Here is a 15,457-nt window from a genome sequence, read left to right as displayed (position 1 = left end):
GGAGGAAAGCGATGGCGCTTGTAACTGACCGGGCTCTTGCTCATCACAGCGAAATAGCCGCAAACCCTTCAGCCCAAGTTAACCTGACATCACCCGCTTGACGAGTGCTGAAGGTTTTGTTAGATGGGTAAACGTTAACCCAACAACGGAAGCCAATCGGGATGCCTCCCAAATCGGTATCTTTGCGTGATATAGCTGACAGGCTTTGCCTTTCCGTAAAAACGGTATCGGGTGCGCTGAACGACAGCAACATCCGCATGTCCGACGATACGCGCGAGCGTGTACGTCTGCTGGCCGAGGAGTTGGGATATAGACCCAACGAGGTTGCTCGTGGTATGCGCACGGGTGTAATGCCGATCGTCGGAATGCTTGCCGACGGCCTTATCACTCAACCATTTGCTACCGAAATCCTGCGTCAGTTCGACAACTTGCTTCGCGCACAGGAGCTGGCCGTGATCGTGACCAGTATCAAGGACGGCAGCGAGGTCGAGAAGGGTATCGCCGATCTGCGGCGACTATTACCACAGCATATGGTCTATGCGAGTATGTATCACCAGCCGATCGACCTTCCTCGCGCCGTGCGCACCCAGATCGCGTTGATGATGAACTGCTTCGATGTCCACGGCGAAATTCCCTCACTGGTTCCGGACGAGGAGGCGGCCGGCTATGAGGCTGCCCGCCTTCTTCTGCAGAAGGCTCGGCGCAATATCGCCTATTTCAACTTGCCCGGTCTAATTGCCGGAAATCTCCGCGAAAAGGGCTTCCGCCGCGCGATGGAGGAAGATGGCGCAAGAGTTGATGAGGGATGGGTGAAACCGGCGACGCGGGGGGCGCTCTATTCGGGCGGTGCTCGCAGTCTGGTGCAGCCGACGATCAATTCCTGGTTCGGCGGCGCCCGCCATCCAGACGCTGTCATCTGCGGCAACGATCGCGTGGCGATGGAGGTCTATAACGGCCTGCGCAGGCTGGGGCACACCATTCCGGATGACGTGGCTATTATCAGTTTTGACAATCATGTCGATATCGCCAGTCGGCTCGATCCGCCACTGACCACGATGGCGCTTCCCCATCGGGAGATCGGGCGGCTCGCCGGGGACATTATCACCGGGAAGACGCCGGCCCCACAGGGCTTGGTGCGCATACCATTCCGCATTGTCGAACGGGGATCCGTTTGAATTCATAACGTCTTCAAACCAAGGGAGGATAACTCAATGTCTAAAGGTAAACGTTTACGCAGATCGGTGACCCTTGCCAGCGCTACTATGCTGGCTTTCGGCTGGTCGCTTGCGGCGCATGCCGCGTCGCTCAAGCTGATGTTTCAGGGCGATCCCTATGAAGTGACTGCGATCACCGATGTGGCCAAGCGCTTCGAGGCGGCGAATCCAGGCGTTTCGGTGGAACTGATCAATACGCCACATGATGCTTATAACGAGAAGTTCGGTGCCATGGTCAGCGCCAAGGCGCTGCCGGACATCATGGAACTAGATGCCCCTTTCCTCGCAAACTACGTCTGGTCGGGTTATCTACAGCCTATCAAGGGGCTGGTCGATGACAGTATTATCGCGGATATGACGGCGTCAAACATCTCGCAAGGCACGTACCCGGTCGATGGAAAGCTTTACGCGACTGGCCTCAGCGACTCGACTGTAGCTCTCTACGCGAGCCGCAAACAGCTCGAAAATTTGAAGATCCGCATACCTGCCTCAGTAGAGGATGCCTGGACGAAAGACGAGTTCGAGAGCGCGCTGCAGAAGCTTGCCGACAGCGGTGTGAAATGGCCGATAGATCTGTTCCGAGCCTACGGCACGAAGACAGAGTGGATCACCTATGCCTATGAACCGGCCCTTGTTTCGGCCGGATGCGATCTCATCGATCGCAAAGCCTGGAAGGCGAAGGGCACGCTGGACATCGACGCCTGCGTCGCCATCACGCAGGAAATGGCGTCCTGGGTAAAGAAGGGCTGGGTCGTGCCGCAATCGGCCGGCCAGAACCAGTTTTATGCCAAGGACCGCATGGCGGGGCTCGCGTGGGGTGGTCACTGGCTCTATGCCGACGCCCACGCCGCGATGGGAGATGATCTTGTTGTCCTGCCCCTTCCCAAATTTGGCGCAAAGAGCGCCAGCCCGAACGGAACCTGGATCTATGCGATTTCAAAGACCGCAAGCGATCCTGCAATGGCCGGGAAGTTCCTCACATTCATGCTGGCCGACAAGGCGTACCGCAAGGTTTACGCCGAACACTCTTCCTTCCCAGGCCTGAAGAGCTTTGCCGCGGAATCGCCACTCTACGCTGCGAAGGGCGCGATGGCGGTGGCTTACGAACAGGCGGGCAAAAGTGCGGTTCCGCGTCCGCCACATCCGGGTTACCCGACAATCACCCTGGCGTTCCAGGTGGCCATGACCAACATTTTCGACGGCGCCGACGCCAAGACCGAATTGTCCAAGGCAGCCAAGAAGATCGACGACGACATCGAGGACAACAGCGGCTATCCGCCCTTTGGCAATTGATCGCCCGCTCCCGTGGTGGTTCTCCCGGATCTCGGCGCCTTAAGGAGCCAAAGCGGATCCGGGGACTACCCGGCGGCATAAGCCTTTGCTGGTCATCTCCAAAAAGCATCCAAAGATCGGAAACGTCGAATGCCCACTCTTTCCCAGCCCAGCGCGCGCAGGCTCCAACCTGGATTCTGGCGTCGCCATGGTGGCAACATCCAGGAACTGGCGATGCTGGCTCCTGCCTGCATTCTCGTGATTGTCTTCCTGCTGTTGCCGTTCCTAAGCTCCTTCCGTCTAGCGCTGACCAATGAGAGGCTGATCCCGCGGCCGGTTCCGACGAAATTCGTCGGCCTCGATAATTTCCAGAACGTCCTTGCCGATGGTGATTTTTGGAACGCGGTTTGGAATGTCTTCCGCTTCACCGTGATGGTCCTACCCGTACAATGCGGGCTGGCATTGGCGTTGGCGCTTCTGCTTAATCAGAAACTTCCCTTTCGGAATGCCTTCCGCGGCGTCTTCTTTCTGCCGGCTATCACGTCCATAGCTGTGGTCTGTACGGTTTGGGGGACCCTCTTTCAATATCCCAACGGCCCGCTCAACCAGGTCGTGCATCTGCTCAGCTTCGGTTACGCGCAGCCGATCGATTGGCTGGGAGATCCCCGTTGGGCGATGCTTTCAATCGTGCTGCTTTCCGCCTGGCAAGCCTACGGCTTTCAGATGGTCGTGTACTTGGCAGGGCTTCAGAATATCCCGGCCTCGCTCTACGAGGCGGCGCAACTGGATGGCGCAAACGCATGGAACCGGTTCAGGCATGTCACGCTGCCCGGCTTGCGCCAGACGAATGTGTTCGTCCTCATCATCACCACCATCCAGGCGTTCAAGCTGTTCGTGCAGGTCAACATACTGACGCAGGGTGGTCCGCGCGGCACCACCGATACCGTCGTGCAGTACATGTTCACCGCAGGCTTCGTGAACCAGCGACTGGGTTATGGCGCGGCCGTGTCCATCCTGTTGTTCGTGATCGTCCTCATCATCTCCCTTCTTCAACGCTATGTGACGAGAGGTTAGCCATGATCGCCCAATCCTCTGCCGACACCTCCTCCGACCGGATGAAGTTTATACAGATCGTTTGCGTCGCACTCGTCGCCCTGGTGATCGTGTCGCCACTCGTCGCGCTTTTCGTTGGCTCGCTGAAACCAGATCGTTTCCAGATCCTTTCGGATATGGGAAGCTTTCGCGCCTTTTGGGTGAGTGCGCCGTCCCTCGCCAACTATTCGGAAATCGCCACCTTCTCGGGCGCGGTACCTATGGCGCGCTATCTCCTCAACTCGATCATCATTCTGGCGATTACAGTTTCGGTCGGGCTGGTCTTCAACACGATGGCGGCATTCGTGTTGGCGCGTGGCCGTCTGCCCGGAAGGGCAATCATTCTTACTGCCTTGATCGGCCTTTATATCGTTCCGCAGGAATCCATCGTTCTCCCGTTGCTCACCATCGTCACCCGGCTGGGTCTTGCCGACAGCTTCGCGGCACTGATCCTGCCTTCGATCGCAAGTCCGCTCTACATCTTTCTACTCTATCAGTTCTTTGTGCAGATTCCGGAAGATATCTACAGCGCAGCCGTTGTCGATGGCGCCCGCCCATTCTCGATCTATTGGCGTGTCTATCTGCCGATGAGTGCTCCGGCACTTGCTACCGTCGCCATTCTGCAAGGCATCGAGTCGTGGAACCAGTATCTGTGGCCGCTGATGGTCACGCAGACCAACTGGGCGCGCCCGATCTCGGTCGGCATCGCCTCCTATTTCGGGCACGACACCATCTACTGGAACACCGCGTTTGCCGCCTCGGTGATGATGATGGTGCCGGTCCTCGTCTTTTATTTGCTCTTCCAGCGCTGGTTCGTGGCTTCCATGATCGGCTCGGCGGTCAAGGGCTGAACTCTCGGAGTACATCATTCATGACCAGTCTAGACATCACCCGCAATGGGCCTCTGACGTTGCATCTATGGCAGCGTCCGACCTCCGGCGCTCGTGACAGCGCGGCCAAATCCTCCGTAACGGTCATCTTGGCGGGTGGAGCCCGCCAGCTTGAGGGCGGCCCCACCCATGATTTCCAACTCCATATGGCCGATATTCAAGGCCCTGCGACGGTGCAGTGGGATGTCGCCGGTACAGAGGTTTCTCTTGCCTATGTCTATGATCGCGAGACCGTGGTGGACGACGGCATTACCGTTCTCTTCACGACGGCGCGCAATGCGTTTTCTGCGGACCGCTTTCTTTGCCATCTCAAGCCGCCGTTCGGCTGGATGAACGATCCGAATGGCATGTCGATGCAAGGCGATCGACTGCATCTCTTTTACCAAAGCTATCCTCACGCGCAGCGGTGGAATGCAATGCACTGGGGCCATGCTGCGACCGACAATCTGATTGATTGGGTACATTATCCCATCTTCTTGAATCCCGACAGCGATCTGCTTGCCGACAGGCGGCGGGTAGGGGGCATCTTTTCCGGATCGGCGGTGCCGATGTCGGACGGCTCGCTACGCGTCTTCTACACCGACCGCGACGATGACCGGTTACCCTGTTGGGAATGGCAGAAGACCGCCGTGAGCCGCGATTGGATCACCGCCGAGCAGGCCGTAACGATTATCGAGGACCGTCCGCCTGAACCGAACATCGCTCGCGACAATCGCGATGCCTATGTCTTCAAAGGCGCAGACAATAAGTGGAAGTTGCTTCTCGGCGGAGCGCAAGAAGATTGCGGCGTTGTCTTTCTCTACGAGTCTGATGCGCCGGACGCAGCGTCCAATTGGCGCTACGTCGGCATATTCCATCGAGAAAGGGTGGGCGGCGGTTTGCCGCTGGAATGCCCCGCCCTTGTGCCGCTGACAGGAGCGGGCGAGGGACTGCATTTGCTTATCTTCGGCATAATTGGAGTGCGCAACAAGGAGATACTGCGTCCCCATCTTTCCTATGGTGTCGTTGGACGTCTGGAGGGTGACCGTCTGGTGGATACGCGTCGTTTCGAGCTGGATTTCGGCACCGACGCCTACGCATTCCAGGCGATTGAGCATTCCGATGGGCCCATTGCCATTGCCTGGGCGGCCAATTGGTTTGACGTCATCAAGGGGCATGATTTTCCAAGCGCAATGACCTTCCCGCGCCGTGCCTTCTTCGATGGCGAGCGTCTGCTGACCCCGCCGGACGCGGCGGTCGACGAACTTCACGACGGCATTCTCGCCGAAGGCAGTCTGACATCGTCCATGACGCTCGATCTTCAGGAGGGTCTCGCCGACCTCATCCTGGACGGGATAGACGGCGCGCCCTTCGATATAGCGTTCGTCCATCCCGATTGCACTCTACGTCTGAGCTATGATGGCCGGGAGATGGAGCTGCATTTTCAAATGGCGAACCAGCCGTCCCCCCGCTATCTGCGACAAACGGGTCGGATCAATGATCTGCGGATCCTGGTCGATCGCGGTCTCATCGAGGTCTATGCGGATGGGGGTGCCCACTGCTGCACCAAACGTTTCGATAGCGCCGTGCCAGTCGGTGCAATCAGCATCGCATTCGAGCGCGGCTCACATGGCACGTTTCGTGCGTACAAGCTGCGTCCGGCGCGGAACTTCATTCACTATGATGAAAATACAGTGACGAGGGGGAGATAGTCATGGCTAAGGTCGAACTCAAGCATATGCACAAATCGTTCGGCCAGGTCGACATCATAAAGGATGTCAACCTGACAATCGAGCATGGCGAATTCTGCGTGCTCGTCGGACCATCCGGCTGCGGCAAATCGACGTTACTGCGCATGATCGCGGGACTTGAAAACGTTTCGCGTGGAGACCTCGTCATCGATGGGGAGATTGTTAACGCCGTCGATCCCGTGCAGCGCGGCATCGCCATGGTCTTTCAGTCCTATGCGCTCTATCCCCACATGACGGTTGAGGACAATATGGGGTTCAGCCTGAAAATGGCTGGCCAGAAAAAGAGCGAGATAAAGCGCCGCATCTCGGCCGCTGCCGAGATCCTGCAACTGACCCATCTTCTCAGCCGCAAACCGAGCCAGCTTTCCGGCGGCCAACGCCAACGCGTCGCCATCGGTCGGGCGATCGTACGCAATCCCAAGGTCTTTCTCTTTGACGAGCCGCTCTCGAATCTCGATGCGGAGCTGCGTGTGTCGATGCGTGTCGAAATAGCCAAGCTTCACATGGAACTGGGTAACACAATGATCTACGTCACCCATGATCAGACGGAGGCGATGACGCTCGCCGACAAGATCGTGGTATTGCGCGCAGGGCGGATAGAACAAGTGGGCGCGCCGCTGCATCTTTACGACGACCCTGACAATCTGTTCGTTGCAGGCTTCATCGGGTCACCGAAGATGAACTTCATGTCTGCGGAAGCAAGCGGACCGTGCGCAGTGCGCTTGCCAGACGCTACGGAACTGGCCATTCCCAGCCTTTCGAACGAACTGACCGTTGGGCAAAAGATCACTGTTGGAATTCGTCCCGAACATCTGAAGGGGCGTGACGCCGCCAACTTGACTTTGTCGGTGACGGTCGATGTCGTTGAGCATCTGGGTACCACAACCTTTGCATATGCCCGCACGGCCTTCGGGCAAGCGTTGACGGCCCAATTGGGGGATGAGCGAGAGGTCCGCTCGGGCGATCGGTTTGACCTGCAATTCTCGGCAGCGGACTTGCGGCTCTTCGATTCCTCGGGACTTCGTATGCGATAGGAACTGCCATGTCGGAGCGAGTTCCGATACACGTCTTCCTCAAGCTCAACCTCACGAAGGGCACTGTAAACTTATCGGCCGACGGTTAAGATAAGGCCACCCGGTCAGGGATCACGCCACCTGAAGATGGGCGATCTCGCTCCACATCCGCTCGCGGCCTCTCGCAGCTCGCGATAATGATGAGATGGAATGTCGTGGCGGGGAGTTCGGAAGAGGTTGGCGATCGGGTCGTGGATCGAAACGAAGCGCTGAAGCTGTCGGGCTGACTTGAAGCGCTTCATGATCTTTTCCCTCCGTCGGATCGGTTGATGGGAGTTTTCTGCTCGGTTGTTGAGGCCTTTGTGCGAGCGATGTTCGACGCCGGGCATGACCTGGCGCTTCGCCGCACCGTAGGAGCGGAGCTTATCGGTGATCATGACGCGGGGCGAACGGCCTTGCCCTTTCAGAAGCTTGCGCATCAACCGCTTTGCAGCCCTGGCATCGCGGCGACTTTGGACCAGAACATCGAGGACGAATCCATCCTGATCCACGGCGCGCCAGAGCCAGTGTTTCTTCCCCCAATGGTGATGACGACCTCGTCGAGGTACCATGTGTCACCGAGCCGACCGGCTGATCGCCTTCGGATATCATTGGCGACCTGCCTGCCGAATTTCTCCGCCCACAATCTCACAGTCTGGTGAGAGACGATGACGCCACGGGCTGCCAGCATATCCTCGACCATGCGCAGGCTGAGCGGAAACCGGAAATAGAGCCATACCGCATGGGCAATCACTTCTGCCGGAAATCGATGGCGACGATAAAGAGGATCTCGGGCAAGTCTGGTCATGCAGCCAGACCCCATATTTTCACCAATGCCCGCTTAACGTTACGATGCCCTGTCGTGTTCTGCGTGGAGCAAACTTATTACGAAGTGCTCGAAGCCCGGATCAAAACAGAAAGGATTTTTGGGGTCGCAGTCATCTACGCCGCTGACCACGGGCCAAAAGTCGCTGCAAAGTCCGCCGGCGCAACCTCAGGATGTTGGTTTCCACGCAGAACTGAGCCGGCTCAGTTCCGCGTGGAAACCAACAGCTGTCAAGAATGTTGTCGACAAAGCTTGACGTCGATCCTGCTTAAAAACGAAAGGCCCGCTATCCAGCGGGCCTTTTTCTGTGGAGGCGCCCTCAAGATCTCAGTAGCCTTTGACTGCTTCAAATCATCGGCATCTGACGGCAAAAACTGCTACACGGAAATGCTGCCCATCCGATACGCCGGCTGAGTTTAATTAGGAGAAGCTCCGCATGGGCTGGAAGACACCAAAATTCGAGGTCGTGAACGGCTATAAAATTGTTGAAGTCGATGGACCGATCTTCAAGGTCTACGATGGCACTTTACAGCTGGGTGACGATTTTCCGTACTCTGGAGAAGCTGCTGCTTATGCCAATGCCCTCCCAAAAGGAGATGCGCTAGTGCCAGCCAATCTCCGCCCTCGGTTTTGAATCCGCTCAGTCCTGCTTTCCTGATAGTGAGGCAGTAATTGCGGTGGCGCAACGCTCTTTCCAGATGCCTACAGGTACAGGTTCAGAGGAAACGCTCCCATTACGACCGCTGATTTGCCTGTATCGGCCGCAAGCTTTTGTTTGTCGGGGACATTCGAATACCGCCGCCGCCAGCGGCGGCTGATCGCGCAACTCAGACTGCCATGACAACCAGTAATAGAAATAATGGTATCGAGAAAACTAAGCGTTGACGCGGTTGCTCCGCTACTCTATAGGTGCCTCATCGATCTTTTGCTTGCCGAGCTTTGTCTACCGCGCGATTGGCACCGTGCTCTAAGCGAACTTCCCTCTCAAAAATAGTCGGTCTTTACCTGCGTGGCATCCGCTCCGCAGTTCGTCACTCTATGCTTTGAAAGGGTTCATCATGACCACTGGCACAGTAAAATGGTTCAATTCCACCAAGGGCTTCGGCTTCATCCAGCCTGACAACGGCGGCGCTGACGCCTTCGTTCATATCTCGGCAGTCGAGCGCGCCGGTATGCGCGAACTCGTCGAAGGCCAGAAGATCGGCTTCGAGCTCGAGCGCGACATGAAGTCGGGCAAGATGTCGGCCACCAATCTTCAGGCTGCTTAATTGATATTGGCTTCCCTTTGACCACGGATGTACTGGCATCGCCGGAAGCAATTATCAGTTTGAGGCCAGGCAGTTCGCCTGGCCTTTTTCGTTTTGGTGTCATAGCCAGCATCGAGGAAATTTAATGACAGAGACATATAGCAAATCGCGCCAACAGGCAGAGACCGCCTTCGGCAATCTCCAGACGGAGTTCTTCGCCAAGAACAATGCGGCGGAAGAGCTTGAATCTGTAGCTCAGGCCCGTGAAGCCAAGACATTCAGGCTGCGCGAAGCGCGCCTCGCCAAGGAGCAAGCTGACCGGATATCAGCAACATCTGCGCTGCTTGCCAAGCGATCGAAGTCCAGCTGATCGTCCCCCGGACGACTAATATCAGGATAAAAATTTGAAACATGCTCGAAATAACGAACTCACCGACCGCCGCTTAGCTGCTGCGGTCGCCAAGGCGGCTCTTCTCAATGCCTACCGAGCTGCGAAGACGGCGGCTGAGCCAATTCAAGCCTCCAGGCAGGCCGAGCGCATCTCACTTGTTGAAGCTCGCGAAGCCCGCCGTGCGGAACGTCAAAGACTGAAGCTGGAGGAGCGGACTCGGCTCGAGACGCTCGCGGCTGAAGAGCAGGTAGCCACAGAGGCCGCTGCCGCAGCCGAGATCGAGGCGCGCCAGTCGGCCGAAAATGCCCGGATATCACGGGTTGTTCAAGACGAGGCCGCCCGCAAAACCGAACGCGACAGACGTTACGCCGCCCGCAAGGCCCGGCAGGCTTAGTATCCAAGGACCCGCCTTCTTTGGATGGGTCTGTGGAATAGATCAGGGCGTGACGCCGTCACGGCCGAATTTATTCAGTCTCGAGGAGACAACCATGGCAATGGACCCGAACGAACTACAGGCAATCAACACCGCATGGCAAATTGCGATTCAGGAAATCCTGCGCATGGTCATCCGTGACATGTATCATGCCGGCGGCGAGGCGTCATTTAACACGCATATAAAGCGGATCGAAGAAGCTGCGGTCGACAGTATCTACACGGATTTGAGGCTTCGCGGCACTGATGAGTGGACGGAGATGCTGGTCAAGGAAAGGGCCAGCAATTTCGTGACGACGCTCTTGACGTCCTTCACCTATGACCGTGCCTGACAGCGGGAAACGCTGATCGGAGCGTCAGTCTGCGGCTCAGGCGCGCTCTGCTCGAACTTTCTTAAGGTCTGCGAGGTTGATCTGTCAGACGCCTGCCTAAATCACTCCAACGTTACAGTGAAAGCCGAGCAGTCGGGCATGGATGAACACAGCGCAGAACGCCTCGCAGCCATCGTCGAGTCTTCTTTCGACGCGATCATCAGTAAGGATCTTTGCGGCACGATCGTAAGCTGGAATAAGGCAGCCGAACGTATGTTCGGCTATGCGGAAAACGAAGCGGTCGGACAGCCCATCTACATGATCATACCCGACGACAAACGAGACGAAGAAACCAATATCTTACGTCGGCTGAAGCTGGGGGAGCGGATCGAGCCGTTCCAGACGACCCGGCGCCATCGAGACGGGCGAATGGTCCCGATTTCGATCACGATTTCCCCGATCAAGAGCCGGGCCGGCAAGCTCGTCGGGGCATCGAGCATTGCCCGGGACATCTCGGAGACGCGCGAAAGCGATCGCCGGCTTCGCCTCTTGATGCGGGAGATCAATCATCGCGTTAAAAATCAGTATGCCGTCGTCCTTGCCGTTATCCGGCAGACGGCGACACGTTCCCGCTCGATCGAGGAATTTGAGAAGCGGATCCGCGAACGAATCATGGCGCTGTCTCATTCACATGATCTGCTGTCGCAGGTCGATTGGGCGGGAGTGAGGCTTGCCGATCTCGTCGCTCACCAAGTCGAGTCGTTTAGGGCTCTCCACCCGGTCCGGGTCATCGGCCCGGAAATCACCCTTGACGCCAATGCCGTCCTTAATCTCGGCATGGCCTTCCACGAACTGATCACGAATGCGATGCGCTACGGGCTCACGGAAGCTGGCGGCATATCCGTGACGTGGGGGCTGTCGAGCGACGACGGCGTGGACATGCTGAAGCTCGTCTGGTCTGAGCCGACAGTGGCTTATGCCGATTTACTGGCGCAAGAAGGGGGCTTCGGAGCTCTGGTCCTTTCGAAACTGGTGCCATCCGCTTTGTCCGGCCAGGCGAAATGGAGCTTTTCCGACGGGTTGATCGTCTGGAAGCTGAAGGCGCCGCTAGCACGCATCCAGATCGGGTTGGGTTCGTCAGTTTCGCTTTGACAGGCGGTTCGTGTCCCTCCCCGATGGAATCGGCGGCATACTATTCCGGGGACGGTTCGGCGGCTTCCGATCCCGGCGTCGATTGACGCCCCGGCGGCCTCGTCGTTGCTGCCTTTTTTCGGTAATATTTCATTGTCGTCGGAGTTGCCGAATCCTGTGGCGGGCATGTGTTCAGGAATTTTATCGTCAACGCAAAGGGCGATGCTAAAGACGCCGTCTAAAAGGTCGTCGACAAAGCCTGACCCTGACCCTTGCTTCGGAAGAGCACGCGCTTGCAGGCTTTTTTCGATCTCAGGTACCGGCGACCTGCCAAACTCCATTGTCGGTCGGCAGGCCGTTTGGCAGGGGACGATCAAACGCTTATCGCGGGCCTCGACAGCACCTCGGCCAGACTATCGATGGTAAATTTAGATCTCCACACTTCATGGGCCGCGGTTTCTCGCAGGCCCATTTTTTTGTTCTTCGTCGAGATCTAACGCAGCGTTATCTTCGCGAGCTCCACGTCAGGAAGGTCTCCGGTTTGAGGCCTTCCGTCCGCGCCCTCTCGATCAGCGGTCTGAGGCTGTCCTTGACGAAGTCTTCCATTGTGGTGGTCAGCGCCGGACGATCATCGTGGAACTTGACCCGCCCATCGTTAAGAGCCGCCGCGGTGTTCTTGTCATAGACCCAACGATCGAGCGTTCCGAACTTCTCCCGGAATACCGTTTCGACCTCGGGATCGCTCGGATCGACAAAGCGATAGTCCACCTCTCTACCGATTGCCCGGCCGATAATCGCGGCGATCTCGGTCATCGTGTAATCGATGCCCAGTTGCTTTACGGATCGGTGCTGGTCCGTTGGCGTGTCGAACTCCTGCGCCGCGAGATCCGCGATGTCCTGGATAGAAACCCAAGGCGCTTTGACATCGGGAGCAAGCGTAAAGCCGATTCTATCGTGCTGCGCAATCGCATCCGCCCACCTCCCCAGGTCCTCCATGAACCAGCCACCCTGCAGGTGCACCAGATTGATGTCGCGTAACCGGTTGAGGATCTGGTCCAGGATATGGAAGCCCTGGAAATGGCCGGTGTTTCCACTGACCTCCGATCCCATAGCGGTCAGGCTTACGGCCAGTTTCACCGGCGAATCCCGAAGCGCATCAAAGAATCGAAGGGCTACCGCAGGGTAATGCCCATGAAAGTCCTCCGCCTGCCAAAGGGTTTTGACCATCAGGAACGCAGCGTCCACGTCTTCGAAGAACCTGCCGAGCTCACCATCCTCTGTATCGAAACTACCGACGAAAGGTTCTGCGCCCTTCGCGACAAGTGCATCGAGGGCGGGCCCTCCTCTCGAAAGAGCTTTGACGGAATGGCCTTTGGCCAAGAGGTTCTCGGTCAGTCTAACACCGATCCTGCCGGTCGCCCCAACCACGGCAATACGCATGGCTCATCTCCTACAGTTTGCTGAGCCGATTCTTACAGGATTGCCTGGTGGGAAAAAGTGGAGATAATGCCATATGATCTCGAAATCAGGCCAACCGTTGATGAAGCCAACCTGCAGCACTGCCATAGATCTGAGCCTCTCGCATGGGCCGGCGATGGCGTTCAGAGTGGACTTCGCCGACTATGAAGCCGAGGGGCATCAGCATCAGCACCCGCAGGGTCAACTGATCCTGGCGCTCCATGGCGCGGTGACATGCACAGCGGAAAGCGGGGTCTGGGTCGTTCCACCCGACTGTGGGCTTTGGGTACCCGGCGGCGTTCCGCACAGCAATCAGGTCACGTCCAATGCTCGTCTGACATACTTGTTTGTCGAGCCTGGAGCGGCGGAGCTTCCGGATGAGTGCTGCACGCTTTCGGTATCGCCGATGCTTCGGGAAATGATCCACCGGATAGCGGACTTACCAGAAAGCGGTGCGGGCGACGCGCATGTCGATCGCCTGATGCGGGTTATGCTCGATGAGCTCGCGCTGATGCCGCGGGAGAGGCTGGAGCTACCTGTATCCGGCCATCCAAAGATTGCCTTGATCGCTGCGGCGCTTTTGGCAAACCCGAGCGACCGGCGCACGCTCGGCGAATGGGCCGAGCATGTCGCCATCAGTGAGCGAACGTTGAAGCGGCTTATGGTCCAAGAGACGGGATTGAGCTTTGGCCGTTGGCGGCGTCAGCTACATCTGGTCATCGCCCTGCGGCAACTTGCTGGCGGTGCAACAGTCCAACAGGTAGCAGGCGGCTTAGGGTACGACTCCACCACGGCTTTCATCGTCATGTTCAAGAAGGCGCTTGGGACCACGCCATCGCGCTACTTTGCCGATCGGCTCTTGAGCGCCGAGCGCGCGTGACACGTTGCCCATCTGAAGTCTCGGCAGCTCTGGCTCAATCGATCGGCTCTGACCCCAGATCACGACTTGAAATTGCTCTTCGTCAACAATATCTGATCATCACTTCCCGATGAGACGATGTCCTGCTCGCTGCAATCGCCGCGGCGTTTGACATAGTCCCGGGATACAGAAGAAGGCGCTCCCCTCACGGGTCGAGCGCCTTTTTATTTCGGAGGCGACCGCAAATCCGGTGCTGCATCTTGACCGCACCCGCTTGGCGGATGAGATCTGCACTCAAACATTGCGTGGGAACATATGCCGTTTTTTCTGGTGACGCAGACATCGCTGGTCGAAGCTCAAGACGAGCAGGAGGCCGCCCAAACGGGCGTCGACCGCCTCCGTTCCGGAGGACAGGTCACTGTCGCGGTTAAATCGGATGAGACAACGGTCACGCACGTCGTTGTCGCCGCACTGGTCGAACAGCCGCTTCCGGTCTCACCTTCCGAAACCATCAATCCATCGCCTTCTACCGTTGCTATCCCTAAAGCTGCTTCTGCCGCACCGGAAAGCAGGAAAGTCATCTTGAAGCGTATGATGGCTGACGCGCTGGCCCTTCTTGGGCGGCGAGCTTAGGCGATCCTCGCGACGTACGGCTGCTGCCGCATCCAATTATCTTCGCGCCCAGCTTCGAATTGATAAGTGAAGACTGAAAAGAGGGAGGGATGAACCCGTCGCAGATCGGTCCTCCTGCCGCCGTTGTCGCTCAACCGCCGCCTGCGCCATCCCGGCCGCTTGTTCTTCGCAGGGCTGGCAGCCCCGCTTGAACTTCCCAGCAGGGATGCTCGGCCGCAGTTGCCGCAGTCCGGCCGCTCGGCGGTCCGGGAGGTGTCTTCGAGAAAAGATGAAGACAGGAAGGGCTGGCAAGGCGCCGGCCCGGAACTCTCCCGAAAGGAAAGACATCATGCAGATCATGAAGGTTGACCCGCGTGCACTGAAGGAAAACCCTGACCGGATGCGCCAATCGAAATCCTCGCCGCAGGCCGATGCGTTGATGCTGGCAACGATCAAGGCCGTCGGCATCGTCCAGCCGCCGGTCGTTGCCCCCGAAACCGATGGCGGAAACGGCTATATCATCGACGCCGGGCATCGCCGCGTGCGCCTTGCCATCGCCGCCGGGCTTGAAGAGATCGAAATTCTGGTCGTCGATGCAGCCAACGACAATGGCGCCATGCGCTCGATGGTCGAGAACTCGGTTCGCGAGCCACTCAACCCGGTCGACCAGTGGCGGGGCATCGAGCGTCTCGTTGCTCTCGGCTGGACCGAGGAAGCGATCGCGGTCGCCCTCGCGCTTCCCGTCCGCCAGATCCGCAAGCTGCGTCTGCTCGCCAATGTCCTGCCGGCCATGCTCGAACAGATGGCGCTGGGCGACATGCCGTCCGAGCAGCAGCTGCGGATTAGGTGATGTCAGGTTAACTTGGGCTGAAGGGTTTGCGGCTATTTCGCTGTGATGAGCAAGAGCCCGGTCAGTTACAAGCGCCATCGCTTTCCTCCC

The 15,457-nt window shown here is 57.8% G+C and carries 15 protein-coding genes and 2 pseudogenes; 15 read left to right on the top strand and 2 right to left on the bottom strand.

The window, feature by feature from the left end; all coding sequences use genetic code 11:
- The first annotated feature begins 161 nt into the window (after nucleotides 1-161).
- The 6 genes from BJ928_RS38010 (at nucleotide 162) to ugpC (ending at nucleotide 7,232) form a co-directional block, all read left to right on the top strand.
- Nucleotides 162-1,175, top strand: coding sequence for a LacI family DNA-binding transcriptional regulator (locus tag BJ928_RS38010; protein ID WP_047637116.1), 1,014 nt, complete (start codon nucleotides 162-164; stop codon nucleotides 1,173-1,175).
- Nucleotides 1,176-1,262: 87 nt separating this feature from the next.
- The gene (locus BJ928_RS38005; RefSeq protein WP_047637117.1) at nucleotides 1,263-2,507 is read left to right on the top strand and encodes an extracellular solute-binding protein; all 1,245 of its coding nucleotides are present in this window, start codon (nucleotides 1,263-1,265) and stop codon (nucleotides 2,505-2,507) included.
- A 129-nt stretch (nucleotides 2,508-2,636) separates the two neighbouring features.
- Nucleotides 2,637-3,560, top strand: a complete 924-nt coding sequence (locus tag BJ928_RS38000; RefSeq protein ID WP_047637118.1) for a sugar ABC transporter permease — start codon at nucleotides 2,637-2,639, stop codon at nucleotides 3,558-3,560.
- Between the two features lie 2 nt (nucleotides 3,561-3,562).
- Entirely contained in the window at nucleotides 3,563-4,429 is an 867-nt protein-coding gene (locus tag BJ928_RS37995; protein ID WP_047637119.1) for a carbohydrate ABC transporter permease, read from the top strand.
- A gap of 20 nt (nucleotides 4,430-4,449) precedes the next feature.
- Complete coding sequence (locus tag BJ928_RS37990) at nucleotides 4,450-6,159, top strand: GH32 C-terminal domain-containing protein (protein ID WP_082012075.1); 1,710 nt, start codon at nucleotides 4,450-4,452, stop codon at nucleotides 6,157-6,159.
- A gap of 2 nt (nucleotides 6,160-6,161) precedes the next feature.
- A complete protein-coding gene (gene ugpC / locus BJ928_RS37985; protein WP_047637120.1) occupies nucleotides 6,162-7,232 on the top strand; it encodes a sn-glycerol-3-phosphate ABC transporter ATP-binding protein UgpC in 1,071 nt (356 codons plus the stop codon).
- Nucleotides 7,233-7,336: 104 nt separating this feature from the next.
- Here ugpC and BJ928_RS37980 read toward each other — a convergent pair.
- Nucleotides 7,337-8,058: pseudogene (locus BJ928_RS37980) on the bottom strand (IS6 family transposase).
- A gap of 454 nt (nucleotides 8,059-8,512) precedes the next feature.
- On the opposite strand from BJ928_RS37980, the gene BJ928_RS37975 reads away from it, so the two are divergent.
- The 6 genes from BJ928_RS37975 to BJ928_RS37950 all read left to right on the top strand — a co-directional run bounded on the left by BJ928_RS37975 (nucleotide 8,513) and on the right by BJ928_RS37950 (nucleotide 11,609).
- Nucleotides 8,513-8,710, top strand: coding sequence for a hypothetical protein (locus tag BJ928_RS37975; RefSeq protein WP_047637121.1), 198 nt, complete (start codon nucleotides 8,513-8,515; stop codon nucleotides 8,708-8,710).
- A gap of 424 nt (nucleotides 8,711-9,134) precedes the next feature.
- Complete coding sequence (locus tag BJ928_RS37970; protein ID WP_025662430.1) at nucleotides 9,135-9,344, top strand: cold-shock protein; 210 nt, start codon at nucleotides 9,135-9,137, stop codon at nucleotides 9,342-9,344.
- A gap of 124 nt (nucleotides 9,345-9,468) precedes the next feature.
- Complete coding sequence (locus BJ928_RS37965) at nucleotides 9,469-9,693, top strand: hypothetical protein (protein WP_047637124.1); 225 nt, start codon at nucleotides 9,469-9,471, stop codon at nucleotides 9,691-9,693.
- Between the two features lie 34 nt (nucleotides 9,694-9,727).
- Nucleotides 9,728-10,108, top strand: coding sequence for a DUF6481 family protein (locus BJ928_RS37960; RefSeq protein ID WP_047637125.1), 381 nt, complete (start codon nucleotides 9,728-9,730; stop codon nucleotides 10,106-10,108).
- 94 nt (nucleotides 10,109-10,202) lie between these two features.
- On the top strand, nucleotides 10,203-10,478 hold the full coding sequence (locus BJ928_RS37955) for a hypothetical protein (protein WP_120296861.1): 276 nt from the start codon (nucleotides 10,203-10,205) through the stop codon (nucleotides 10,476-10,478).
- 138 nt (nucleotides 10,479-10,616) lie between these two features.
- Nucleotides 10,617-11,609, top strand: coding sequence for a PAS domain S-box protein (locus tag BJ928_RS37950; RefSeq protein WP_047637128.1), 993 nt, complete (start codon nucleotides 10,617-10,619; stop codon nucleotides 11,607-11,609).
- Between the two features lie 483 nt (nucleotides 11,610-12,092).
- On the opposite strand, the gene BJ928_RS37945 is transcribed toward BJ928_RS37950, so the two are convergent.
- Nucleotides 12,093-13,028, bottom strand: coding sequence for an NmrA family NAD(P)-binding protein (locus BJ928_RS37945; RefSeq protein WP_047637131.1), 936 nt, complete (start codon nucleotides 13,026-13,028; stop codon nucleotides 12,093-12,095).
- A gap of 73 nt (nucleotides 13,029-13,101) precedes the next feature.
- On the opposite strand from BJ928_RS37945, the gene BJ928_RS37940 reads away from it, so the two are divergent.
- The 3 genes and pseudogenes from BJ928_RS37940 to BJ928_RS37925 all read left to right on the top strand — a co-directional run.
- On the top strand, nucleotides 13,102-13,926 hold the full coding sequence (locus BJ928_RS37940) for a helix-turn-helix transcriptional regulator (RefSeq protein ID WP_047637132.1): 825 nt from the start codon (nucleotides 13,102-13,104) through the stop codon (nucleotides 13,924-13,926).
- Between the two features lie 294 nt (nucleotides 13,927-14,220).
- Entirely contained in the window at nucleotides 14,221-14,538 is a 318-nt protein-coding gene (locus BJ928_RS37935) for a hypothetical protein (protein WP_047637134.1), read from the top strand.
- A gap of 328 nt (nucleotides 14,539-14,866) precedes the next feature.
- Nucleotides 14,867-15,358, top strand: a pseudogene (locus BJ928_RS37925) (ParB/RepB/Spo0J family partition protein); the annotation flags it as partial.
- Between the last annotated feature and the right edge of the window lie 99 nt (nucleotides 15,359-15,457).

Origin of the sequence: Rhizobium sp. WW_1 (assembly GCF_003610155.1) — a bacterium.
In the GTDB taxonomy this organism is placed as follows: Bacteria; Pseudomonadota; Alphaproteobacteria; order Rhizobiales; family Rhizobiaceae; genus Rhizobium; species Rhizobium tropici_A.
Note: the sequence above shows the minus strand (reverse complement) of the source record. Positions and strands in the feature narration are given on the sequence as shown.

Excerpts from the sequence above, each read along its gene's own strand:
- BJ928_RS37995 (WP_047637119.1), top strand. The coding sequence starts at position 3,563 with ATGATCGCCCAATCCTCTGCCGACACCTCCTCCGACCGGATGAAGTTT.
- BJ928_RS38000 (WP_047637118.1), top strand. The coding sequence starts at position 2,637 with ATGCCCACTCTTTCCCAGCCCAGCGCGCGCAGGCTCCAACCTGGATTC.
- BJ928_RS37945 (WP_047637131.1), bottom strand. The coding sequence starts at position 13,028 with ATGCGTATTGCCGTGGTTGGGGCGACCGGCAGGATCGGTGTTAGACTG.
- BJ928_RS37965 (WP_047637124.1), top strand. The coding sequence starts at position 9,469 with ATGACAGAGACATATAGCAAATCGCGCCAACAGGCAGAGACCGCCTTC.
- BJ928_RS37940 (WP_047637132.1), top strand. The coding sequence starts at position 13,102 with ATGATCTCGAAATCAGGCCAACCGTTGATGAAGCCAACCTGCAGCACT.
- BJ928_RS37970 (WP_025662430.1), top strand. The coding sequence starts at position 9,135 with ATGACCACTGGCACAGTAAAATGGTTCAATTCCACCAAGGGCTTCGGC.
- BJ928_RS37950 (WP_047637128.1), top strand. The coding sequence starts at position 10,617 with ATGGATGAACACAGCGCAGAACGCCTCGCAGCCATCGTCGAGTCTTCT.
- ugpC (WP_047637120.1), top strand. The coding sequence starts at position 6,162 with ATGGCTAAGGTCGAACTCAAGCATATGCACAAATCGTTCGGCCAGGTC.
- BJ928_RS38005 (WP_047637117.1), top strand. The coding sequence starts at position 1,263 with ATGCTGGCTTTCGGCTGGTCGCTTGCGGCGCATGCCGCGTCGCTCAAG.
- BJ928_RS37975 (WP_047637121.1), top strand. The coding sequence starts at position 8,513 with ATGGGCTGGAAGACACCAAAATTCGAGGTCGTGAACGGCTATAAAATT.
- BJ928_RS37955 (WP_120296861.1), top strand. The coding sequence starts at position 10,203 with ATGGCAATGGACCCGAACGAACTACAGGCAATCAACACCGCATGGCAA.
- BJ928_RS38010 (WP_047637116.1), top strand. The coding sequence starts at position 162 with ATGCCTCCCAAATCGGTATCTTTGCGTGATATAGCTGACAGGCTTTGC.
- BJ928_RS37935 (WP_047637134.1), top strand. The coding sequence starts at position 14,221 with ATGCCGTTTTTTCTGGTGACGCAGACATCGCTGGTCGAAGCTCAAGAC.
- BJ928_RS37990 (WP_082012075.1), top strand. The coding sequence starts at position 4,450 with ATGACCAGTCTAGACATCACCCGCAATGGGCCTCTGACGTTGCATCTA.